This is a genomic window from Bradyrhizobium daqingense, assembly GCF_021044685.1.
Lineage (GTDB): Bacteria > Pseudomonadota > Alphaproteobacteria > Rhizobiales > Xanthobacteraceae > Bradyrhizobium > Bradyrhizobium daqingense.
This window is the reverse complement of record NZ_CP088014.1, coordinates 6,866,606-6,889,077: the sequence shown is the minus strand read 5'-3', so window position 1 is coordinate 6,889,077 and position 22,472 is coordinate 6,866,606. Positions and strand designations below refer to the sequence as shown.

At 63.5% G+C, this 22,472-nt stretch carries 21 protein-coding genes; 5 read left to right on the top strand and 16 right to left on the bottom strand.

What is annotated here, in order from left to right; all coding sequences use genetic code 11:
- Positions 1-84: 84 nt before the first annotated feature.
- The 4 genes from blaBJP to pstS all read right to left on the bottom strand — a co-directional run bounded on the left by blaBJP (position 85) and on the right by pstS (position 4,113).
- Entirely contained in the window at positions 85-969 is an 885-nt protein-coding gene (blaBJP, locus tag LPJ38_RS33015; RefSeq protein ID WP_145629350.1) for a BJP family subclass B3 metallo-beta-lactamase, read from the bottom strand.
- 159 nt (positions 970-1,128) lie between these two features.
- Positions 1,129-2,256, bottom strand: coding sequence for a hypothetical protein (locus LPJ38_RS33010; RefSeq protein ID WP_145629348.1), 1,128 nt, complete (start codon positions 2,254-2,256; stop codon positions 1,129-1,131).
- 364 nt (positions 2,257-2,620) lie between these two features.
- Positions 2,621-2,899 carry a hypothetical protein gene (locus tag LPJ38_RS33005; RefSeq protein WP_008562364.1) on the bottom strand — a complete coding sequence of 93 codons (279 nt, stop codon included), beginning with the start codon at positions 2,897-2,899 and terminating at the stop codon, positions 2,621-2,623.
- A 158-nt stretch (positions 2,900-3,057) separates the two neighbouring features.
- Complete coding sequence (gene pstS, locus LPJ38_RS33000) at positions 3,058-4,113, bottom strand: phosphate ABC transporter substrate-binding protein PstS (RefSeq protein WP_145629346.1); 1,056 nt, start codon at positions 4,111-4,113, stop codon at positions 3,058-3,060.
- A 391-nt stretch (positions 4,114-4,504) separates the two neighbouring features.
- On the opposite strand from pstS, the gene LPJ38_RS32995 reads away from it, so the two are divergent.
- The 4 genes from LPJ38_RS32995 (at position 4,505) to LPJ38_RS32980 (ending at position 8,746) form a co-directional block, all read left to right on the top strand.
- Positions 4,505-5,356: a 3-hydroxybutyryl-CoA dehydrogenase gene (locus LPJ38_RS32995; RefSeq protein ID WP_145629344.1), complete on the top strand. Its 852-nt coding sequence runs from the start codon at positions 4,505-4,507 to the stop codon at positions 5,354-5,356.
- Between the two features lie 135 nt (positions 5,357-5,491).
- Positions 5,492-5,956: a group III truncated hemoglobin gene (locus LPJ38_RS32990; RefSeq protein ID WP_145629418.1), complete on the top strand. Its 465-nt coding sequence runs from the start codon at positions 5,492-5,494 to the stop codon at positions 5,954-5,956.
- 234 nt (positions 5,957-6,190) lie between these two features.
- On the top strand, positions 6,191-6,844 hold the full coding sequence (locus LPJ38_RS32985; protein WP_145629343.1) for a QcrA and Rieske domain-containing protein: 654 nt from the start codon (positions 6,191-6,193) through the stop codon (positions 6,842-6,844).
- Between the two features lie 153 nt (positions 6,845-6,997).
- Positions 6,998-8,746: a methanol/ethanol family PQQ-dependent dehydrogenase gene (locus LPJ38_RS32980; RefSeq protein WP_145629342.1), complete on the top strand. Its 1,749-nt coding sequence runs from the start codon at positions 6,998-7,000 to the stop codon at positions 8,744-8,746.
- A gap of 107 nt (positions 8,747-8,853) precedes the next feature.
- Here the strand turns inward: LPJ38_RS32980 and LPJ38_RS32975 are convergent, their stop codons facing one another.
- The 7 genes from LPJ38_RS32975 to xoxF5 all read right to left on the bottom strand — a co-directional run bounded on the left by LPJ38_RS32975 (position 8,854) and on the right by xoxF5 (position 16,741).
- Positions 8,854-9,111: a hypothetical protein gene (locus LPJ38_RS32975; protein ID WP_145629341.1), complete on the bottom strand. Its 258-nt coding sequence runs from the start codon at positions 9,109-9,111 to the stop codon at positions 8,854-8,856.
- Positions 9,112-9,165: 54 nt separating this feature from the next.
- Positions 9,166-11,478, bottom strand: coding sequence for a xanthine dehydrogenase family protein molybdopterin-binding subunit (locus tag LPJ38_RS32970; RefSeq protein WP_145629340.1), 2,313 nt, complete (start codon positions 11,476-11,478; stop codon positions 9,166-9,168).
- Between the two features lies 1 nt (position 11,479).
- Positions 11,480-11,932, bottom strand: coding sequence for a (2Fe-2S)-binding protein (locus LPJ38_RS32965; protein ID WP_060737855.1), 453 nt, complete (start codon positions 11,930-11,932; stop codon positions 11,480-11,482).
- A 629-nt stretch (positions 11,933-12,561) separates the two neighbouring features.
- A complete protein-coding gene (gene gfa / locus LPJ38_RS32960; RefSeq protein ID WP_145629339.1) occupies positions 12,562-13,125 on the bottom strand; it encodes an S-(hydroxymethyl)glutathione synthase in 564 nt (187 codons plus the stop codon).
- A 33-nt stretch (positions 13,126-13,158) separates the two neighbouring features.
- A complete protein-coding gene (locus LPJ38_RS32955) occupies positions 13,159-14,268 on the bottom strand; it encodes an S-(hydroxymethyl)glutathione dehydrogenase/class III alcohol dehydrogenase (RefSeq protein WP_145629338.1) in 1,110 nt (369 codons plus the stop codon).
- Between the two features lie 60 nt (positions 14,269-14,328).
- Positions 14,329-14,820, bottom strand: coding sequence for a c-type cytochrome, methanol metabolism-related (locus LPJ38_RS32950; RefSeq protein WP_145629416.1), 492 nt, complete (start codon positions 14,818-14,820; stop codon positions 14,329-14,331).
- Between the two features lie 115 nt (positions 14,821-14,935).
- Positions 14,936-16,741, bottom strand: a complete 1,806-nt coding sequence (xoxF5, locus tag LPJ38_RS32945) for a lanthanide-dependent methanol dehydrogenase XoxF5 (protein WP_145629337.1) — start codon at positions 16,739-16,741, stop codon at positions 14,936-14,938.
- 513 nt (positions 16,742-17,254) lie between these two features.
- On the opposite strand from xoxF5, the gene LPJ38_RS32940 reads away from it, so the two are divergent.
- On the top strand, positions 17,255-18,223 hold the full coding sequence (locus tag LPJ38_RS32940) for a helix-turn-helix domain-containing protein (RefSeq protein WP_060736694.1): 969 nt from the start codon (positions 17,255-17,257) through the stop codon (positions 18,221-18,223).
- Between the two features lie 66 nt (positions 18,224-18,289).
- On the opposite strand, the gene LPJ38_RS32935 is transcribed toward LPJ38_RS32940, so the two are convergent.
- The 5 genes from LPJ38_RS32935 to LPJ38_RS32915 form a co-directional block, all read right to left on the bottom strand.
- Positions 18,290-18,715 (bottom strand): hypothetical protein, encoded by a 426-nt coding sequence (locus tag LPJ38_RS32935; protein ID WP_145629335.1) that lies wholly within the window; start codon positions 18,713-18,715, stop codon positions 18,290-18,292.
- 141 nt (positions 18,716-18,856) lie between these two features.
- Entirely contained in the window at positions 18,857-19,846 is a 990-nt protein-coding gene (locus LPJ38_RS32930; protein WP_145629333.1) for a Bug family tripartite tricarboxylate transporter substrate binding protein, read from the bottom strand.
- A 107-nt stretch (positions 19,847-19,953) separates the two neighbouring features.
- Positions 19,954-20,688 carry an FUSC family protein gene (locus LPJ38_RS32925; RefSeq protein ID WP_231088469.1) on the bottom strand — a complete coding sequence of 245 codons (735 nt, stop codon included), beginning with the start codon at positions 20,686-20,688 and terminating at the stop codon, positions 19,954-19,956.
- 503 nt (positions 20,689-21,191) lie between these two features.
- On the bottom strand, positions 21,192-22,121 hold the full coding sequence (locus LPJ38_RS32920; RefSeq protein ID WP_145629331.1) for a substrate-binding periplasmic protein: 930 nt from the start codon (positions 22,119-22,121) through the stop codon (positions 21,192-21,194).
- The gene (locus tag LPJ38_RS32915) at positions 22,118-22,471 is read right to left on the bottom strand and encodes a c-type cytochrome (RefSeq protein WP_145629329.1); all 354 of its coding nucleotides are present in this window, start codon (positions 22,469-22,471) and stop codon (positions 22,118-22,120) included. Before LPJ38_RS32915 ends, LPJ38_RS32920 begins: the two co-directional genes overlap by 4 nt.
- Position 22,472: the final 1 nt, after the last annotated feature.

Genomic DNA, 22,472 nt, shown 5'->3' with positions numbered 1-22,472 from the left:
GCGGCGCAGCGCATTGTCGCACGTCAGCGGCTCGGGCTGACGTGCTGGTTCGCCTCTCTGCGCAAGGCTGACGCGTGGTCGCCGCTACTTCTTCTCGACCGCCGCAGTCTGCTTGGCCAGCTGCTTGTCGAAATCATCCGAAAGGCCCGCGATGTAGGTTGCGAGCTCTCCCGGCTTGACGAAGGGATTCGGTGCGCCGTCCTTCATCTCTGCGCGCTTGGCCTGCATGCCATAGACTTCCGGATGCGGCCCGAGGAGCACGTCGATCTTCATCGCCTTGGCCTTGGCGTAGGTCGCGCGGTAATCGTCGACGATGCCGGGATAGGTCGGCTGGCCGACCAGCCTGTTCAGCGCCACAGTGCCGCTACAGAAGAACAACACCTCGCGGGTCTGATCGCCGTCCTTGACGCTCATCTCCCAGCTCGTGCAACCCGGCGAATGGCCGGGCGTCGCATGCGCCGTCAACGTGACATCGCCGAGCGTGACCTTGTCGCCTTCCTTCACCGTGCGGTCCACCTTTACCGCGGGGAAGGCGAGGTCCTGGTTCTTCTCGTCGCCGGGATAGTAGCCGCCTTCGAGCAGCGGCTTGTCGCGCTCGCCGGCCACGAGTTGCGCGCCGGTCTCCTTCTTGATCTCGGCGAAGCCGCCGGTGTGGTCGAGATGCGCATGCGAGTTGAGGATGAGCTTGATGTCGGAAACCTTGAAGCCGAGCTTGGCGATGTTGTCCTTGATCATGCCGGTCGACTGGGGCATCGCGGTATCCATCAGGATCAGGCCTTGCGATGTCTTGATGACGTAGACGGCGATGCCAGCGGTTCCGACATAGTAGATGTTGCCGATGAGCTGGAACGGCTCGAACGGCGCCGTCCACTTCTGCATGGCCGCTGCCAGGAAATCCTTGATGGTCTGCGCCTGCGCGCCGGTCGTAAGCAGCACCATTGCGCACAATGCGGCCGTCAGCCTTCTCATGGTTCATCTCCCAGATTGTTCTTGTCGTTTGATCGGGCGCGAGGATGTCGTGTGTCTCGACCACTGCGCAAGTTACGTCTTCGCGAGCATATGCGATCTCCCAGATCGGGACATTACCCCAGCACTTCGCGCGCTGATGGTCGGTCGCAGAGGAAAGGATCAGGCGAGCGCGGCCTGGCGTTCCCGCACGGGCTCGCGGACCCGATCGGATTTCGTGGGCTCGGCGAGCCGCGTGAAATTGCGCTGGCTCGCGTACACGGGCGCCTCGACGATGATCCCTTCGCAGACGATCTGCCCGCCGAGCATCTTGAATTCCAGCTTGTCGTAGCGGGGCATCGTTTCGCCCGGCGCGGGCGGCAGCAACCCGACACTGCCCTGGATGTTGAGCGTGGCATCGCCGGTGCCGTGAAGGCGAGGATTCCACATCCTGACGCCGGTTTCTGCCCAGCGCTGCCGGATCAATGCGGCGCGATCGGCGGGTTCCGCCGGGCGGGCCCGAACTTTCCGCACGTTGCGGACTTCGGAGGGCGGACTGACAGGGGCGGGAGGCTCGGTGCTCGTGACGGCGGCGCCTGGTTCGGCGGACGGAGCCTCCGCAGCAATGTCTGCGGCGCGCGGAGGATCGCTTGCGGGGGGCGGCGTAATCTCGACGTTCGGAGAAGAGCCGTCGTCGGAGCTGGCTGCCGGCACGTCCGCAGCAACGCTGTCGGCGTCGACTGCGATTGCGAGGATTTCGTCGGCCAACGGATCGATGGCTGTGGGGACGACGAGCGAGGGACCGTGCTCGGCGATGGCGTCGGGAACATCCAGCGCGGTCTCGACCTCGGCCGACGAAAGTGGCAATACCTCTGCAACGACGGGTTCGAACGGAGCCTGGATATCAGAAGAGATATCGGTGACGACATGGGCAGCTGCGACCGGCTCGTGCGTGAGATCCGGCGGTGAAACCGAAGCCTCCTCGATGGCAGGCACCGCCAAAACCACATCGGCCTCTGTCGGCGACTTCGCAGCTGAAGCGTCGTTGGTGCAGATGTCGGTCGACGGGCTCTCCGCGACGGCACAAACAGCCGTGTCATCCTCAGCAACCGGAGCCGCAACCGCGAGGTCAGCATCTTCATGGAGAGGTGCCGCGCCGAGGCCTGCGACGGGAGCTGGCGCAGTTTCCGCGACTTCAACGATGGTGGCTGGACCAGCTGCGGCACTCGGCGCGATGTCAACACTGCCGCCGTGCGCCGAAGACCGAAGCCGGGTGAACGCCCATTTCACCGCGGGGATGCGGCGCAGCAACGATATCAGTCTCGACAGCACTGGGAGTTGTCCAAGAGGTACTCGGCGTGAGGCAATCGCTGATTCGTCAGCAATATGAAAAACTGCCCCGGCCGTCACACCGATGTCAATGTAGGTGGGACCAATTGCAGAACATCTGTGCATCGTGAAGAATGGGCGCGCGATGCCGGCGCTACAGTACGGCCCGGCGACATCATCCGCGGCTACTGTTCTGTCGAGAGGGAGTGAACGCGAGATCTCCAAGATGCGCCTGAGCAAGTCTCGTTCGTCGACCTTTACGTATGACGTCGACGGCGACGAGCTGTTCGGTCCCGGGCCGGCGAGAGGAGCCTCGGCCCCTCTCCAGATTTTCGAGCGGGGCGCTTTATTTGCCTGCGCCTGCACCCGCGCTCCCGCCGGCCTGGCTGCCCATGTTGTTGGTGTTGCTGCCGCCGGCCGATGGAGTCTGTGCGCCCTTGCTGTCGCTGGCCTCGTTTTGCATGTTCGACGAACGGCCTGTCGTCATCCCCTTGGTCCCGGGCCCTCGCGACGAGGGACCGACGTCGCCCTGGCCGGAAGCGCCCGGGGCGGGTTGGGTCTGCGCGACGGCGCCGCCGGTCGCCAGGGCCATGATGCACGCGGATGCCAGAATGATCTTCTTCATCGTCGTCTCCTTGACTTCACCTCGAAGACAACCTGCCGCTTCTGACGACGTTCCCATCGTCGCTGATGTCGGGGCCGTTCCGCTCCGACTAACGAGGAACTCTCGTGTGTTCGCATCAGCGTGAAGGTCGCCGGGATAGCGCGAGCGCTGCCTTGGGCTCAGTGCTCGGTGTCGGCTGATGCAGAGACCGTTTCGGCCGCCCCGATGCTTTTTCGCCAATAGTGTTCGATGTGGTCGATCAAGAGAGGCGGCAGCGGCACGTAGTTGAGCGTTTCGGCATATGATCTTCCGCTTACGAGCGACCAGCGGACGAAGTCCATGGCTGCTGCCGACCGCTCCGGAGATTTCGGCCCCTTCGGCATCAGCACGAAGGTCGTGGCCGTGATGGGGTAGGCGTCTTCGCCGGGGGCGTCGGTCAGCACCAGATGGAAATCCTTCGCCGCTTTCCAGTCCGCACTGGAGGCTGCAGCCTTGAACGATCCTGCGTCGGGGATCACGAAATGGCCGGCGCTGTTCTGCACCAGGCCGAAGGCGATCTTACCCAGCCGTTGCAGTGCGTAGGTGTATTCGAGGTAACCGATCGAGCCCGGAACGCGGCTGACCAGCGAAGCGACGCCCTCATTGCCCTTGCCGCCCACTCCGAGCGGCCACTTGACCGATATGCCTTCACCGACGCTCGTCTTCCATCGTGGGCTGACCTTCGAGAGGTAGTTCGTCCAGTTGAATGTCGTGCCGGATCCGTCGACGCGATGGACCACGGCGATCGGCGCATTCGGCAATCTGATGTCGGGATTGATCTCGCTGATGGCCGGATCATTCCATGATTTGAGCTTGCCGAGATAGATGTCGGCGAGCACCTGCCCGGTGAAACGGATCTGTCCGGGCCTGACACCGGCGATATTGACGACCGGCACGACGCCTCCGATCACGATCGGGAATTGCATCAGGCCGAGCCTGTCCAACTGCTTGGGATCGAGCGGCATGTCGCTTGCGCCGAAATCGACGGCCCCTTTCTTGATCAAATCGACCCCGATGCCCGAACCGACTGCTTGGTAGCTGACGGCATGGCCTGTCTGGGTATTATATGCGTCGATCCATTTGGCCATCACAGGCGAAACGAAGGTCGAGCCAGCCCCTTTGGTTTCGGCTGCCAAGCTTTGCGTGGCGGCCAGCAGAGCGGTGAGAATGACCGGGAGCTTGATGTGTTTCGTCATGAGCATGACGCCTAGCAGCTGAGGCACGAAGCCGGTGTGGTCTGTCTCACAATCGCGAAGAGGAATTCGCCCCGGCGATTGCGTACCAATCACACCACAGCGCTGGCGTGCACCGCGTCATCCGATCGGGCGAGGTCGAGGTGATCCGAGGTCCGCCGAGCTTGCCGCGTCTCCTCTGCGGGGGCGCTGGGGTGGGGCGCAGATTCGGGCAATCCGCTTGGCAGGCCGCTAAATCCTGCCCTCTAGCGACCGAATGGCGGCTTTATTCCCGCCTCGGATGCATTAAGGAACAGGATCGGGTCGCGCCGGCCCAATGCCGGTGCTAGACCCTGACCAGAAACAATGGCCAGGCCACGCTGGTACGGGCCGCAAGCATGAAGGATGTGACGCAATGATCCAAACCGTTGGCATCATCGGGGCAGGGACCATGGGGAACGGCATCGCGCAGGTCTGCGCGGCGGCCGGGCTCTCGGTCGTGATGGTCGACATTTCCGATGCGGCGGTGAACCGCGGCCTTTCGACCGTCGGCGGCAGCCTCGAGCGCCTGGTCAAGAAGGAGAAGATGTCGGCGGCCGACCGCGACGCGACACTCAAGCGCATCACCGGCACCACGGACCGGGCGAAGCTGTCGGATTGCGATCTGGTCATCGAGGCCGCGACCGAGAACGAGGAGCTCAAGGTCAAGATCCTGAAGGACCTCTGTGCAACCTTGTTGCCGCGCACGCTGGTCGCAACCAACACCTCGTCGATCTCGATCACGAAGCTCGCCGCAGCGACCGACCGCCCCGATCGCTTCATCGGCATGCACTTCTTCAACCCGGTGCCGGTGATGGCGCTGCTGGAGCTGATCCGCGGTTTGCAGACCTCCGACGACACCCACGCCAAGGCGCTCGATTTCGCCAAGCGCGTCGGCAAGGTGGCGATCACGGCCAAGAACAGCCCGGGCTTTGCCGTCAACCGCATCCTGTGCCCGATGATCAACGAGGCGATCTTCGCGCTTCAGGAGGGGATCGCGACGGCGGAAGAGATCGATGCCGGCATGAAGCTCGGCTGCAACCATCCGATCGGACCGCTGGCGCTTGCCGATCTGGTCGGGCTCGACACCATGCTCTCGGTGATGGAGGTCTTTTACAAGGGCTTCAACGACCCTAAATACCGGCCGGCCCCCCTGCTGAAAGAGATGGTCGATGCCGGCCATCTCGGCCGCAAGACGGGGCAGGGCTTCTACACCTATAACGCCTGATGAAGGCACCGGCGGCGGGCCTCAGCGTCCGCCGCCGGATCCCGCTCTTTGCGCTGCGACAAGACGTCGTGCGCAATTGGCCCGACAATGCTGGACGGGCGGCTCGCGGGAACAATCGAACGGATAGCAGAGGATATGTCAGATCGACTGAAGGCCGAGCGCGAGGCGGCGGCCGCGCGGCGGAACCTGCTGACCCAGGATGCGATCGAGCGCACCGGGATCACCGAGGAGATGATCGGGGAACTCGTCACCCGCTTCTACGGACGCGTGCGCGAAGACGCACTGCTCGGTCCGGTCTTTGCGATTGTCCGGAACTGGGACGAGCACCTTGCCAAGCTCCGGGATTTCTGGTCGTCCGTCGTGCTGATGAGCGGCCGCTATCATGGCTCGCCGATGCGGGCGCATCTGCAGCTGAATCTAGTCGGCGATCATTTCGACCGCTGGCTGGATCTGTTCGAGCAGACCGCACGCGAGGTCTGCCCGCCCGCGGCCGCCGCGCTCTTCATCGACAAGGCCCGGCGCATCGCCGACAGTTTTGAAATGGCGTCGGCAACCGTCGCAGGCCGTATCGCATCGCCGCGTCACGTGCTCCGGCCGTAAGGCCATCTGCTCGATGTTGTGCTGCGCGATAGGGATCGCGCTGCACCAATTCCAACATCATCGGTCTGCTCTGCAAAATCATCATGCTGATCGCGCAGCGTGACGTAGAAGTTGCAAAAATGCCTTTGAATGCAGTGGTGGTCGCGCAATCAGAGCGAGCAAAGCCATATTGATGCACTGCGGCGCCAAGTCTTCGCCTTGTTTTCGGCAGAGTTCCAGCGCCTGCTATCGGGCATGTCGAGCGCACCGTTCAACGTCCCTTCCTCATCATCCGATCATAATGCGGAACCTGAAGCCGACGCGGGCATCGAGCAAACGCGGCGAACGCTGCTGCTCGGCGCGCTTGCGACCACCGCTTGTCTCGGCTGTTCGCCGCCGGCGCGCGCGGGTGAGGATCCGCCCGGCTCGGACGAACGGCCCCAGAAGGGCGATGTGCTCGTCTTCTCCGAAGGTGATCAGGAGGGAAAGCTCATCACCGCCGCCGATGTCAAAGTCGGTGGGCCACCGCTCCACGCCTGGCCGAAGGATCCCAACACATCCGTGGTGCGCAGTGCCTCGCGGCTCAACGAGATCCTGATCATCAAGCTCGATCCCGCCGATCTCGATGAGAAGACCCGCGCGCGGGCCGTCGACGGCATCATCGCCTATTCCGCGATCTGCTCGCATGCGGGCTGTCCCGTCACCGCCTGGGTAAAGAGCGACGTCGGAGACAAGGAGATGTTCAAGTGCATGTGCCATAACTCCGAATTCGATCCCCGCGCGGGCGCGCAGGTCGTGTTCGGGCCGGCACCGCGACGGCTCGCAGCGCTGCCGCTCGCGCTCGCTGACGGTTCGCTCAGCGTCGCCGGCAATTTCCTGGGAAAGGTAGGTGGCACGCAGCCAGGATGACGGAGAGTTGCGGGCCATGCCCGCGCCACGAGAGGCCGCATCCGCCGTTTGGGCGGACGACGGGACCAACGACAAGAAATAACAAGAACGACAACGACAAGAACGACAAGAATTCACAACAAGAATTCAAACGGATGAAAAAGGGGAACGTCCATGAAAACTTCCAGCACCAGGAAGCAATGGTTACTGTCCGGCTTCGTCGCCTTCACCTGTCTTGCTTCGACTCTTGCCTCGACCGCCGCCATATCAGGTCCGATCGAGAATTATTCTCCGGTCACTGCGCAGCGATTGGAAAATCCCGAGCCAAACAACTGGATGCTCTACCGGCGCACCTATGACGGGCACGGCTATAGTCCGCTCGATCAGATCAACACCTCCAACGTGAAAAACCTCACACCGGTCTGGACCTTCGCGACCGGCGTGGTCGAAGGCCATCAGGCGCCGCCGATCGTCAACAATGGCGCGATGTTCGTGACCACCCCGATGGGGCAGGTGATCGCGCTGAACGCAAAGACCGGCGACGAATACTGGCGCTACAAGCGGCAGCTTCCTGACGATCTGTTCCAGCTGCATCCGACCAACCGCGGCGTCGGCCTGTGGGAGGACAAGCTCTACCTCGCCACCACGGACGACCACGTGGTCGCGCTCGATGCCAAGACCGGCAAGGTGCTCTGGGATACCAAGGTGCAGGACTACAGGAAGGGCCAGTACCTGACCCTGATGCCGTTGATCGTCGACGGCAAGGTCATCGTCGGCGGCTCCGGCGGCGAGTTCGGCGTGCGCGGTTACGTCGTGGCTTATGATGCCAAGGACGGCAAGGAGCTGTGGCGGACCTACACCATCCCCGGCGAAGGCGAGCCCGGTCACGACACGTGGCAAGGCGACGACTGGAAGAACGGCGGTGGGTCGGCCTGGATGACCGGAAATTACGACAAGGAGACCAAGACGATCTATTGGGGTGTCGGCAACGCGGCGCCATGGCCTGGCGAAACCCATCCCGGCGACAATCTCTATACTGCATCCGTGCTCGCGCTCGATCCCGAAACCGGCAAGATCAAGACCCATTTCCAGTATCACCAGAACGATTCCTGGGATTGGGATGAGGTCGACGCGCCGATGCTGATCGACCTCCAGCGCAACGGCCGCACCATCAAGAGCCTGGTCCATCCCGGCCGGGACGCGATCTTCTGGGTGCTCGAACGCACGCCGACCAAGATCAACTATGTTGCCGGATGGCCGTTTGTCTACACCGACGTCTGGAAGGGCATCGACGAGACCGGCAAGCCGATCGTGGATCCAGCGCACAAGCCGGTGATCGGCAAGCGCGTCGAGTTCTGTCCGTCGCTGTGGGGCGGCAAGGACTGGCCGTCGGCGGCTTACAGTCAGAGGACCGGGCTCGTCTACGTGCCTGCCAACGAGAATTTCTGCGGGGGCTTCACCGGCGAGAAAGTGCCGCTCAAGCCGGGGGAGCTCTGGCTCGGCACCAAGCCGGAGGACATCGGCCTGAAGACAAGACCGGGCGCCGATCATTTCGGCGAGCTGCAGGCCTGGGACCCCGTCACGGGCAAGAAGATCTGGCAGCACAACTTCCCCAAGTCACAACTGTTCGGTTCAGTCACGGCGACGGCAGGCGATCTCGTCTTCGTCGGGGGGACCAACGACCGCAACTTCCGCGCATTCCACGCCAAGACCGGCGAGCTTCTGTGGGAACAGAAGACCAACTCCGGCATCGTTGGCATGCCGGTGTCCTATGAGATCGATGGCACGCAGTACATCGCGATCCAGTCGGGCTGGGGCGTGGACGCACAGCGCATCCAGGATGCACTCGTGACCAACAATATCGGCATCGAAGCCAACGTGCCGCAGGGCGGCGTCGTCTGGGTGTTCGCGCTGAAGAAATAGCTCCGCGGGCGGATCGAAAGAGGCGGAGCAGCAGGGGGGTGGCGAATGCGGCGGACGGCAACGTCCGCCGCATTCTTGCTTGTGCCTTGCTATGCTGGCCGTCGCGCCTACTTCCCCTGCCTGTCGACCGTGTCCTTTTCCTTCTGGTTCATCTCGCGAATCTTGGGATCGGGATTGTGCTGCCCCGTCGTCTGGTTGGTCGAGGGGGGCTGGGCATTGGCGTTGGGCAGCGAGTTCTGGTCGGGCGCGGTGGGGCGCGTGGCCGTGGTCGGCGGGGCGGTATTGCTTTGGGCGAACGCGCCCGAGGCGGTCAAAAGAAAGGCGCTCGACAGCGAGACTGCGAGCGCCTTTGAGATGCTGGTCATCGATCTGCTCCTGTCAGATCGATGGAAACGGCGAGCGGCCGCTTGTGTTCCGGGCTACGCTTCCAATTGCTTGCCGATCGGAAGCGAGCGGATGCGTTTTCCCGTCGCCGCGAAGATGGCATTGATCAGGGCCGGCGCGAACGGCGGAACGCCGGGCTCGCCGACGCCGCTCGGCGGCGTGTCCGGCCCGGGCGGCACGATGTAGACGTTGGTCACCACGGGAGAGTCGTCCATCCTGACGACCTGGAAGTCGTCAAAGTTCTTCTGCTGCACCTTGCCGTCCTTGAAGGTGATCTCGCCGTATTTGGCGATGCTCAGCCCCATGATCGCGGCGCCCTCGATCTGAGAGGCGATGCGCTCGGGATTGACATAGGTGCCGCAATCGATCGCGGTGTCGACCCTCGGCACCGTCAGCTTGCCCTTGTCGTCGATGGCGACCTCGACGATGGTCGCGATGTAGCTGACGAAGCTGCGGTGCACGGCGATGCCGAGGCCGTGGCCCTTCGCGACCTTCCGTCCCCACTCGCCCTTCTCGGCGACCAGCTCGACCACCTTGCGCAGGCGCGCGGTGTCGATCGGGTAGCTGTCCTGGGGCTCGCCGTAGTTCCAGAGGTCTTTCACCTCGGGCTTGACGATGCGCGGGCTCCCGATCAGCGCGAGCAGCGTCTCCTTCTGGTCGCGGCCGGTCGCTTGCGCGATCTCGCCGACCATCGATTGCACCGCGAAGGCGCGCGGGATGTTCGAGACCGAGCGGAACCAGCCGATGCGGGTGAACGCCGCGGCTTCCGGGTTCTCGCAGGAGATGTTGGCGATCTCGAACGGCATGTCGACGAGGCCCATGCCGATCTCGAAGGGTGCCTGATGCACGGTCCCGGCGGCGAACGTCGAGGCGATGCTGGGGGCCACGCTGCGATGGCGCCAGGCGATCACCTTGCCGCTCTTGTCGAGACCTGCCTCGATCCGCTCGACCGAGACGGTGTGCAGGAAACCGTTGTGGATGTCGTCCTCGCGGGTCCACTGCACCTTCACCGGCGCGCCGAGCTCCTTCGAGAGCAGCGCGGCTTCGAGCGCGAAGTCGCATTTCGACTTGCGTCCGAACCCGCCGCCGAGCAGCGTGACGTTGACCGTGACGTTGGCTTCGGGAATGCCGAGCGTCTTGGCGACGTCCTCGCGGGTGCCGCCGGGGCTCTGTACCGGCGCCCAGATCTCCGCCTTGTCGCCCTTGACGTCGGCGACCGCCACCGGCGTCTCCATGGCGACGTGCGCGAGATGGGGGAGGTAATACTCGCCGATAATGACCTTGTCGGCGCTCTTCAAGGCGGCATCCGCATCGCCTTCCTTGCGCAGGACAAGGCCAGGCTTGCGGGAGGCCTCCTCGAGCTCGTTGCGGTAGGCGACGGAGTCGTATTTGCCGTTGGGACCGTCGTCCCAGGTGAGCTTCAGCGCGTCGCGACCCTTGATCGCCGCGCCGGTGTTGCGCGCGATCACGGCGACGCCCCCGAGCGGCTGGAATTTCGACGGCCAAGGCCAGCCGCGCACCTGCATCACCTTCTCGACGCCGGGGATCTTCAGCGCCTCCTCCGGCTCGAACTTGACCAGCTTGCCGCCGGTCACCGGCGGACGGGCGATCACGGCATATTTCATGCCGGGCAGCCGCACGTCGGCGCCGTAATGCGCCTTGCCGGTGGTGATGTCGTGGAGATCGACGATGCCGATCTGGCCCTTGCCGAGATAGCGGAAGTTCTTGGGGTCCTTCAGCTTGAGGCCTTCGATGCTGGGCACCGATTCCTTGGCGGCGTCGGCAGCGAGCTCGCCGAAGCCGAGCTTGCGGCCGCTGGCACTGTGGACCACCTCGTGATTGACGGCCTTGACCTCGGTCGCCGGCACGCCCCACCGCTTCGCCGCGGCCTGCTCCAGCATGGTGCGCGCGGAGGCGCCGATCTGGCGCATCGGGATCAGATAATGCCGCGTGCTACGCGAGCCGTCGGTGTCCTGGTTGCCGAACTTGACCTCGTCGCCATGGGCTTGCTGCACCTTGACCTTGGACCAGTCGGCTTCCATTTCCTCGGCCACGATCAGCGGCAGGCTGGTGCGCACACCGGTGCCCATTTCCGAACGATGCCCGACGATGGTCACGATGCCGTCCGGCGCGACCGAAACGAACACGCGTGGATCGACCACGACGCCGTGCGGCATCTTGCCTGCGCCGGTTTCATAGGCGAATGCCTGGCGCGACATCACGGGCGCGGCGAGCACGAAGCCGCCGGTGACGCCGAGACCTTTCAGGATGCTGCGGCGCGAGACCTTCTCGACCCGGATGTTCTTTTCGAAGCCGCGAAGCTTGCGGGGGTTGTCGATGAAATTCATGTCACACTCCCGTCGATGCGAGATGGACGGCGTTCTCGATGCGCTGGTAGCAGCCGCAACGGCAGATGTTGCCGGCCATCCCTTCGCGGATCTGGTCATGCGAGGGTTTCGGGTTGTCCATCAGCAGGGCCGCGGCCTGCATGATCTGGCCCGCCTGGCAGAACCCGCATTGAGGCACGTTCACCTGCCGCCAAGCCTTTTGCACCGGATGATCGCCAGTCGGATGCAGCCCCTCGATCGTGGTGACCTCGCGGCCGGCGACGTCGTTGACCGACGTGATGCAGGCGCGCACGGCCTGCTTGTCGACGATGACGGTGCAGGCGCCGCACAGGGCCTGGCCGCAGCCATATTTGGTGCCGGTCAGGCCGGCCTCGTCACGGAGGAACCAGAGTAGCGGGAGATCCGGGTCGCCGTCCCAGCTCTGTTCCTGGCCGTTGATCTTCACCTTGATCATGATCGTCCCTCGCTCTTCATAAGCATGCCAAATTGAAATTGCGCCGACGCTGGCCGGCGACGGTTCGTGCGTCGTCTCCGCCGCATTCCGCCGTCATCCCGCGCGGGCAAATCCCGAAAGGGGGCAGGAACGCTATTGGCGATGTCTGGATGTGCTCGATACCTCCCGTTGTTGTTCTTGATTGATTGAACTTCGCGCGGCATCGTGACGGCGCGATCGTAGCAGAGATCGCTCCGGCTCGGCGTTCACAGCCGAGTGTTCACCGGGAAAAGATTGCATCCATGGTTTGTCAAAAGCAGGGCGCGGCGGCATGCCGCGCGCTTGCGATGCGTGGCGCAATCAAAAAAGCTTCGTCCGGCAGGAGCACTGCACGGACGAAGCAGGATGCCTCAGTCGAGGGAGGGAGAACGCAGGCACCGGGAGCTTCAACAGGAAGCCGACGATCCTGCGCAGTCATTCAGAGACCAGGACTGAGGAGCTGATGGTCCTCACATATGCGTGGTGCAGAGGCGGCAGCATCGCCGCGAAGGTCCCCGGACGGAGACCGATCCGGCTCGCTGGCGGTGGTCGGCGCCAGCGAGCGGATTGAAGCGTGGCGGAGGCTCGATGGCCCCACCCGAGTGGCCTTCCTAGGCGGCCTTGGCTTTTGCCACGTGGGTCGCGATCGCGTCCATCAGTGCCGGCGACAGGCAGTCATAGGGCTCCAGCCCGATCTCCTTCAGCCGCGAACGGATGCCCGCCATTTGCTCCGGCTTGACGCCCGATTCGATCACCGAGGAGACGAAGGCGGCGAATTGCGGCGCCTGCGAGCCCTGCTCCTGGAACAACTCGGGATGGATGAAGTCGAGGCCGTAGAACGGATGGCCCTTGTTCTCGATGCGGCCATACATGTGCGTGCCGCAGGCCTTGCAGGCATAGCGCTGGATCACCGCGGACGCATCGACGATCTCAAGCTTGTCGCCGTTCTCGAGCACCGAGACGTTCTGACGCGGCACCACGGCGACGACCGAGAAGGTCGCGCCTTGCGGCTTCCAGCACTTGGTGCAGCCACAAGCGTGGTTGTGCGCGACGTCGCCCTTGATGCCGACCTTGACCGGATGGTCCGAGCATTTGCAGACCAGCGTGCCGCCAGCGAAGCTGCCGCTGCCCTGTTTGAGGCCGTTGTCGATCGATGGATGGAGTGCAACAGTCATGGGTCGATCCTCCTTGGTGTGATGGCTTTCGAGCTAGAACACGACGACGGAACGGATGGATTTGCCCTCGTGCATGAGGTCAAATCCCTTGTTGATCTCATCGAGCTTGAGCACGTGGGTGATCATCGGATCGATCTGGATCTTCCCGTTCATGTACCAGTCGACGATCTTCGGCACGTCCGTGCGTCCGCGCGCGCCGCCGAAGGCGGTGCCGCGCCAGTTGCGCCCGGTGACGAGCTGGAACGGGCGGGTTGCAATCTCCTTGCCGGCCTCGGCGACGCCGATGATGATCGAGGTGCCCCAGCCGCGATGGCAGGCTTCCAGCGCCTGGCGCATCACCGTGGTGTTGCCGGTGCAGTCGAAGGTGTAGTCGGCGCCGCCGTCGGTGAGGCCGACGAGGTGCTGGACGATGTCGCCGGTGACCTTCTTCGGGTTGACGAAGTGGGTCATGCCGAACCGCTTGCCCCAATCCTCCTTGGAATCGTTGATGTCGACGCCGATGATCTTGTCGGCGCCCGCCATCTTGGCACCCTGGATCACGTTGAGCCCGATGCCGCCGAGGCCGAACACGACCACGTTGGAGCCCGGCTCGACCTTCGCAGTGTTGACGACGGCGCCGACGCCGGTGGTCACGCCGCATCCGATGTAGCAGCTCTTGTCGAACGGCGCGTCCTCGCGGATCTTGGCGACCGCGATCTCCGGCAGCACGGTGAAGTTCGAGAAGGTCGAGCAGCCCATGTAGTGGTAGATCGGCTTGCCCTTGTAGGAGAACCGGCTGGTGCCGTCAGGCATCACGCCCTTGCCTTGCGTCGCGCGGATCGCGGTGCAGAGATTGGTCTTCTGGCTGAGGCAGCTTTTGCACTGCCGGCATTCCGGCGTGTAGAGCGGGATGACGTGGTCGCCCGGCTTCACCGAGGTCACGCCGGGACCGATCTCCCGGATGATGCCGGCGCCTTCATGGCCCAGGATGGATGGGAAGATGCCTTCGCTGTCGAAGCCGTCGAGCGTATAGGCGTCGGTATGGCAGATGCCCGTGGCCTTGATCTCAACCAGGACTTCGCCGGACTTCGGACCTTCCAGGTCGACCTCGACGATCTCGAGCGGCTTCTTGGCTTCGAAAGCGACGGCGGCGCGTGTCTTCATCGGTAACTCCTCAGATCCTCGTAGAATGCCAGGACGTCGTCTCGGCAGCCCTGGCCACGTTCATTTGTTGCCCATGCAGGCGTCTTCGGCCTTGGTGTAGGCCTCTGCCTTGTCTTCCTTCTTGGCGGGACGCTGCCGGCCCAAGGCTTCGGTGGAGCGGGCGCGCAAATAGACGTAGAGATCGTCCATGTAGCAGGCGACGTTCGGGTTGTCGCCGAAGGCCGGCATGACGTTTTCCTGCCCCGCCGACATGTTCTTGCGACCGGACGCGACCACGCCGAGGAAGTCGCCATAGCTCATGCTCTTGACGGAATCCTTCAGCGCCGGCGCGTAGGTGGAGCCCATGCCGTCCGGGCCATGGCAGACGTGGCAGTCGGAATGGTAACGGCGGTATCCGGAATAAGTGAACCAGTCCACGGTGCCGTCGGCCGAAATCTTGTAGGTCGGGTTTCCGTCCTTATCGAGCCACTTTCCGTCGTCTTCCTTCTTCACAGCGGCCGGGTCGCCCGGACCCTCTGCGACCGCGGTTCCTCCGGACGCAACGAAGATCATCATCACAGCAATGACAGAGCAGATTTTACGCAAGAGATTGTCCTCGGAAGGCGTTCGGTGGAGACGAGCCGGCGCGTGGAGTGGATCCACGCGCCGGAGCGATGCTGAGCGAGGCCTAGTTCGGCAGCGAGAACACGGTCAGCGTGCCGCCGAGCGCCGTGTAGTTGCTGAGGGCCGCGTAGCCGCCGACGGCGCCGAGACCGGCGGTCGGATCGGTCAGACCTGCCGCCAGACCGATGCCGGCCCAGCCACCCACGCCGGAGAGGATGGCGATGTACTGCTTGCCATTATTCTCATAGGTGGTGACGTTGCCGATGATGCCGGAGGGAGTCTTGAACTTGTAGAGCTCCTTGCCGGACTTGGCATCGACCGCCTTCAGGTAGCCTTCGAGCGTGCCGTAGAACACCACGCCGCCTGCCGTTGCGAGCGCACCCGACCAGACCGAGAACTGCTCCTTGTTCGACCAGACGATCTTGCCGGTCTTGTTGTCCCAGGCGATGAAGTTGCCCATGTGGCTTTCACCCTGGGGCGGGTACATCGAAAGCGTCGCCCCTACATAGGGCTGGCCTGCGGTGTAGCTCACCTTGAACGGCTCGTAGTCCATGCAGACGTGGTTGGTCGGAACGTAGAACAGCTGAGTGTCCGGCGAGTAGGCCGCCGGCTGCTGGTCCTTGGTGCCGAGCGCGGCCGGGCAGATGCCCTTCGTGTTCTTGTCCTCTCCGCCGTGCTCGGTCGAGTATTGTGCGACGACCTTGGGACGGCCATAGGTCGGCGAGTTCTTGTCCATGTCGACGCCGCTCGTCCAGTTCACTTTGGGATCGTACTTCTCGGCAACTAAAAGTTCGCCGCTCTCACGGTCCATGGTGTAGGCGAGACCGTTGCGGTCGAAGTGCGTCAGCAGCTTGCGGTTCTGACCGTTGATCTGCTGGTCGCTGAGGATCATTTCGTTCACGCCGTCATAGTCCCATTCGTCGTGGGGCGTCATCTGGTAGACCCACTTCGCCATGCCGGTGTCGGCATCGCGTGCGAAGATCGCCATCGACCATTTGTTGTCGCCGGGACGCTGCTTCGGATTCCAGGTCGAAGGATTGCCCGACCCGTAATAGACGAGGTTCAGAGCGGGATCGTAGGAGATCCAGCCCCAGGTGCAGCCGCCGCCGATCTTCCACTGATCGCCCTGCCAGCTCTTCAACGAAGAGTCCGGGCCGACTGGTTTGCCGAGCGACATCGTCTTGGCGGGATCGACCTTGATCTGATCGTCCGGACCTGTGGAATAGGCGCGCCAGACCTGCTTGCCGGATTTGAGGTCGTATGCGGTGACATGGCACTGCACGCCGAATTCGCCGCCGGAGATGCCGACCAGGACCTTGTCCTTGACGACCAACGCGGAAGACGTACCGGTTTCGCCCTTTGCCGGATTGCCGTTGGTGGCTGACCAGGCCACCTGACCGGTCTTCGCGTCCAGCGCCACCAGATTGGTGTCGGCCTGATGCAGGATGATCTTGCCGTCGCCATAGGACAAGCCGCGGTTGACGGTATCGCAGCACATGACTGGGATGACGTTAGGATCCTGCTTGGGCTCGTATTTCCAAACGATCTTGTTCTCCTGCGAAAGGTCAATGGCGTAGACCTTGTTCGGGAACGGCGTGTGGACGTACATCATGTTGCCGATGATCAGCGGGCCGCCTTCGTGGCCACGCAGCACGCCGGTCGAGAAGGTCCAGGCAACTTGGAGTTTCCCGACATTCTGTGCGTTGATTTGGTTTAGCTTCGAATAGCGGGTATTGGCGTAGTCGCCCGCCGGCATCACCCAGTCTTTCGGGTTCTGCGACATCTTGATCAACTCGTCATTGGCTGAAGCGCTGCCGACGGCGAGAGCCGCCGCCGAACCAAGACAGGTCGCCAGTAGCACCTTGCGCATAGTTATTCCTCCGTTGGTCTCGTTTATTGTTTCCGAAGCATTGCTCAATCACCGGGCTTCTCGTCCGGCGTCTGCTCGTGCAGGGCGGTCACGATTGGGACCAGAAACGATGCTGTGCTGTTTCCTCCTCCTGATGAGAGCCACGGGTCCACATGTTGGAGCGGCCCGTTCTTGTTGTTCCTGCCGCAATCCCTAACCACTTCGTCAACGGGAAACTTGCCCAAGAGAGAACCCGGTTTGCTTGACAGCGCACGGAGACGAAGATTTTGATTTTGCAGTAGCGAATTCAGCGGCTTCCGTGCTGCTGCGGGGCCGTCTCAACGCTCAGGTTCCCCTTGACGGCGCTGCAACTAAGGGGGAGGATTAACTTTCAAGGGCGGCAATGGAGCGATGGCGCACGTTGCAAAAGACCGCTCAAATTCGAGGTAAACGTCACGCAATCACGGCTGAGGGCTCCGGCAGCGCTGGTCGCGATTCGCGTCGAATCTCCGGGTCAAACCAGTGGCTGGATTAATGTCCGACACAATTCATACGCTCTCGACGACCGGAATGACGCCGAAGCGCCAGATCCAGAGTTGGATCGACGGGCTGACGAGCCTGTGTGGGCATTTCGACGTCGATCCGCTGGAGGCGTCTTCCCTCGAGGGGCGTATCGACTACACGACGGTCTCGCGCCTGAAGCTCTGCCAGATCGAGGTCAGCCAACATCGCATCGCGCACACGCTGGCGCGGGCGAAGGCCAATGAACACCCTTACATCAAGATCCACTTCCAGACCTACGGCGTGTCCTATTTCGAGCAGGAAGGCCGCCACATCGAAATCAATCCGGGCGACATCATCGCCTATGACGTCTCCTGCCCGCATTCGATCATCAGTCCCGCCTTCACGCGTCACGACGTCGTGATCGTGCCGAAGGCGCTGCTGCGAGACCGAGGATTCCCGTCGCAGCGGATGCCGGCGTGCAAATTGTCGGCGAAGACCGGGACGGGCCGGATCGCCCATGATTTCGTCCACGCCACCTTCGACGAGGCGGCAAAACTCTCGGCGAACAGCGCGGTGGGCGTTGCCGATTCGCTGATCGACCTCCTGCTGCTGCCGTTGCGCGAGGCCGACACGATGTTCGATCGTGTCGGGCCGGAGGCGATGTATGTGCGTGCGCAGTTCTTCATCCGCGAGCACCTGCGCGATCCGGATCTGTGCATCGACCAGATCTCGGCCGAGCTCGGCTGCTCCAAGCGCTATCTGCACATGCTGTTCTCCGAGCGCGGCACCACGGTGAGCGACTACATCTGGCAGGCGCGCTTGCAGAATTGTCGTCAGGAATTAGAGGCTCACGCCGGCAAGACCATCACCGACGTCGCGTTCTCCTGGGGCTTCTCCAGCTCATCGCATTTCAGCCGCGTATTCCGGAAATATTTCGGCGTGGTGCCGTCCTCGATTCACAAGGCGCAGCAGGGCGCAGCGAGCTCGAACGAGCATTAGGCTGGCGCGCCGCGGCCGAGGCGTCGACAGGGGCCTGTCACGTGCCGGCGACTGCAATGATCTCTCTCAAGCCGACGCGGCCATGTAGGGAATGCTCGCCACGAGAACGACCAGCAGCACCGCGTTTCCGAGCATCCCGCTCCAGTGCAGCTGGCGCAGCCGACGCGGGGCTTCAGAATCACCGGCGTCCCTCGCGCTGAGCTGGTCGTCCATCCGCCGCATGAACCAAGGGCGACCCCAGATCGCAATGGCTGCGATCAGGCCAACGCCAATCGCGGCCATCAGGCGGCCCTCGAGCAGCAAAGCCACCGTCCCGATGACGCCGGCGACGCGCATCACCAGAAAATGGGCGTTGAACATTCCGCGCAACAGCTGGGCGACGGGCTGGATATCGAGCCTGACCAGCAGAAAGGCGGGCGAGGCAAGCGTGAAATAGCTCATCGGAAAGAGCAGGATGATCATAACGGCGACGGCGACGGCATCTGGTGTCATGCGCTCGGCCTTCCTGTCCGCGTCGCTCGGCGTTCCGGCAGCGATCGCACAATCATAACGGGAAAACGTGCTTTCGACAGTAGGCTTTGGCCGGACGTCGGGCCGCGAAGGCACACCGGCGCGCTGCGCCGTGCCTCGAGGTCAGGCCGGCTCGAGACCGAGCGACTTTGCGCTCTCGATCCAGATCGGCAGCTCGCGCTGATACAGCTCGTTGGTTTCCTTGAATCCGATCGCAGGCTCCAGCACGAAAGTGGCGAGAACCTCCTTCACTTTCGGATCGTTGTTGGCGGCGACGCAGAGATCGGCCAGCCGGTCGACGATCGGCTGCGGCGTCGCCTTCGGCACCGCCCAGCCCGAGAAGCCGCTCACGGTGAAGAATTTCGACGTCGCGCCTTGCTCGGGAAGCGTCTTGATATCGGGGATGGCGCCGACCTTCTTGGAATGCACGGCGAACACGGTGCCCCGATCGCTTTGCAGAACGGATTGCGCGGCCGTATAGCTGCCCATTGCCGCATCGAGGGTGCCTTCCAGCATTCCCGTCCACATCGGGGCTTCGCCGCGATAGTGAACCGGCTCGATGTTGAGGCCATATTGCTTGTTGAGCTCATTGATCGTCATGTGCGGGGCGGACCCGGCACTGTAGGTGCCGAAATTGACCTTGCCGCTCTTGCGCGCGAAGGCGACGAAATCCTCCAGCGTCTTGACGCCGGTTTTCGGGTTCGCGACCAGCAGGAGGCCGGCGCCGGGAATGACGCTGACGAGGGTTAGATCCCGGTCCATGTCATAGCCCGGATTCTTCACCACCACGCGGTTCATGATGTAGGTGGTCGAAATCGAACATAGGATGGTGTGGCCGTCGGGCTCCGCACGGGCGACTTCCGCCGTGCCGATCGCGCCGGAGGCCCCGGGCTTGTTCTCGACGACGACGGTCTTGCCGACCTGCTTGGAGATGAATTCGCCAAAGGCGCGCGCCAGGAGGTCGGTCTGTCCGCCGGCCGGGTAGCTGCAAATCATGCGGATCTGCCGCGAGGGCCACGCGGCTTGCGCCGAAGCGCCGCGTGAGACGAAAGGCATCGCGAGTGCGGTTGTACCGGCAGCGACGAAGCGGCGGCGATCGAGTTTTGCGGACATGATTCCCTCCCAGATTTTCTCTGAAGGTACTGCATCAGGCTGGCGCTGGCATGGAGGCAAGGCGAGACAGATTGGCGCATTCGAACGGCGGACTGCCTGTTTTCGCATCATATCGGGGGCCGCGCCTTCCGCACGATGCGCAGCCACACGATGTCGGTCAGGGCCACCGCGACGAGACCGAACGCGCCGCCGATCAGCACATTGGCGATGCGTTCCTCCGCGATGCCGCTTGCGCCCCCGGCAAAGGAGGCCGCGAGGGCGATGAAGAAGCAGCGCAGGCCGAAACCGACGACGTAGCGAGAGAACGAGATCAGGGTGAGGGTGGCCGCAAGCACCGCGAGCGCGTAGCCGATCCGACTTTGCGGCAGCGCGATGCCGGCGAGGAGGCCGAGCGGCACGCCGACGAGCGCGCCGACCGCGCGCTGCTTCAGCTTGCCGGTCGAGGCGGAGAGGTCACCCACGATCACGCTTGCGGCCGACCACATCACCCATTGCCCCTGGGCGAGGTCGAGCATCTCGACCAGCGCCGCCGCGGCGAAGACCGCCATGGCGGTCGCGCTCGCGGGCAGAAGCCACTCGGCCGCGGGCGGCCCGAACGGGGCCGCATCACCGTCCTCTCGCCGCCGGTCATAGATCCGGATGGCGCAGACCAGCGCCAGTGCGATCGGCGAGGACAGAAGGATGATGCCGGCATGACGCAATGCATCCGCGGCACTCGCGCCCTCCCGCACCTCGCAGGCGAGATAGACGGCGGGGATGAACACCCAGTTGCCGAGCGTGCGGAAACCTTCGCCTTGGCGTGTCACGGCCACGGCAAGGAAGCCGGCGAGCGCCGTCAGCACGACGAACAGCGGCTTGATGGGATTTGCGAGGAAGAGAGCGGCAAAGGTGACGAGAATGGCAAGGTAGTGCCATGCGATCGCTTTCGGTGCCAGTTGCAGCCTGAGCGCGGGAATGAGCAGCGAGACCGCGATCAGCCCGAGATTGAGCAGCGCTGTCTCGCGCGAGGCGAAGTAAGCGGCGACGAGCGGCCGACGACGATAAGCGCCCGCAGGAGCTCACTGGTCTTGATTTCGCGAGAGAGGACGTCGCGCAGGCCTGCGGCGGAGGTCGGGGAGTTCACGAGGCACCAAGTGGACGAATGACACGCACCAGACATAGCACGAATAACGCCACCTCTTTGCTGGCGCGGCGATACCGTGCCTCACGCTCGCTGTCACCGCCCGGCTTGGCCGGGCGATCCAGTACTCCGAGGCGTTTGTGTTCAATCGATAGGTCGCGGCGTACTGGATGCCCCGGTCAAGCCGGGGCATGACACGGTGATGTGGGGGCAGGTGGGGCGATCTCACCGCTGAATGATCTTCATCCAGACATCGCCGAGGATCGCAGGCTCGCGCGGCGGCAGATAGGTGAGGCCGGCCTGCTTGCCGAGTTCGGCGATCTTGCCTTCCGCGGCGAGCGCCGTCAGTGCCTTGTTCACGGCCTCGATCAAAGCGGGATCGCCGGCAAGCCCGACATAGCCTCGATTGGCGCCGATCGGATAATAGTAGCCGGAGGCGGTGACTGCCGTATCGGGGTGGGCGGCGCGATGGGCATCGAAGCGCGCTAGGTCGATCAGCGTTGCATCGTGGTCGCCGCGCTCGAGCGCGCCGAGGAGGTCGTCGCGACCGGGGACGAGATGGGTGATGTCGTCGATCAGGCGTCCCTTGTCGAAGGTCATCAGGATGGCATCGCCGAGCGAGCCGCTTTCGATGACGAGGCGAAGGCCGGCGAGATCGCCGATGTCGCCGATCTTGCGGCCCTTCGCTTTCGGCCCGAGCACCACCGCCATCGGCGAGTAAACATAGGGCTGACTGGGCGCGAGCGTGCCAAGTTCGACGCGCCGCCGCCTGTCGTCACGCGTGGCCCCGACGAAATCCGGCAGGCGCGCTGTCTTCATGCCGGGCTTGACCAGGGAATCGGTCGTCAGCGCATAGCCGCCGACCAGCGCGCAGCGCCCGTCCGAGAGCAATGCGTTGGCCTCGAGCTGCGGGCTGGAATCTTCATCGAGCCTGCTCTCGAACCACTGGATCGCCAGCGGCCGACGCAGGCGCTCGGCGACCGCCTGCGCCAGCAGCACGTCGAAGCCCGCATCCGCCTTGCCCTTTTGATGCACCGACAGTGGCGGCCGGTCTTTGTCGAGGCAGATTCTCAGCGGATTCTCGGCCGCGTGCGCGACAAGTGGCGCCGCCGAGAGGATCACGGCTGCGCTCCAGGCGGCGAGGCAGCGTCTCATGGCTTTCTCCGGCTGGAGACGAAGGCCCAGAGGTTCCCGATTTCGTCGTCGCTGAGAATGTCCGCCCAGGGCGGCATCTTGTTGTTCTTGCCGTTCTTCACAACGGTGACGAAGCGTGTCTTGTCGTCGGGAATGGCGCGCAGGTCCGGCGTAACGGTGCCGGAGTTCATCAGATTGGGGCCATGGCAGTGCGAGCATTTAGAGGCGTAGGTCGACTTGCCATGATCGATCTGCGCCTGCATGGAATTGCCGGTAGCGTCATCGGCGCGAGCGGTCGCCGCAAGCGCGACCGACAGCACCGCGACGGCGGCGATCGTCGCCGCCGTCTTGTGAGAAGTCATCTTCAGCATC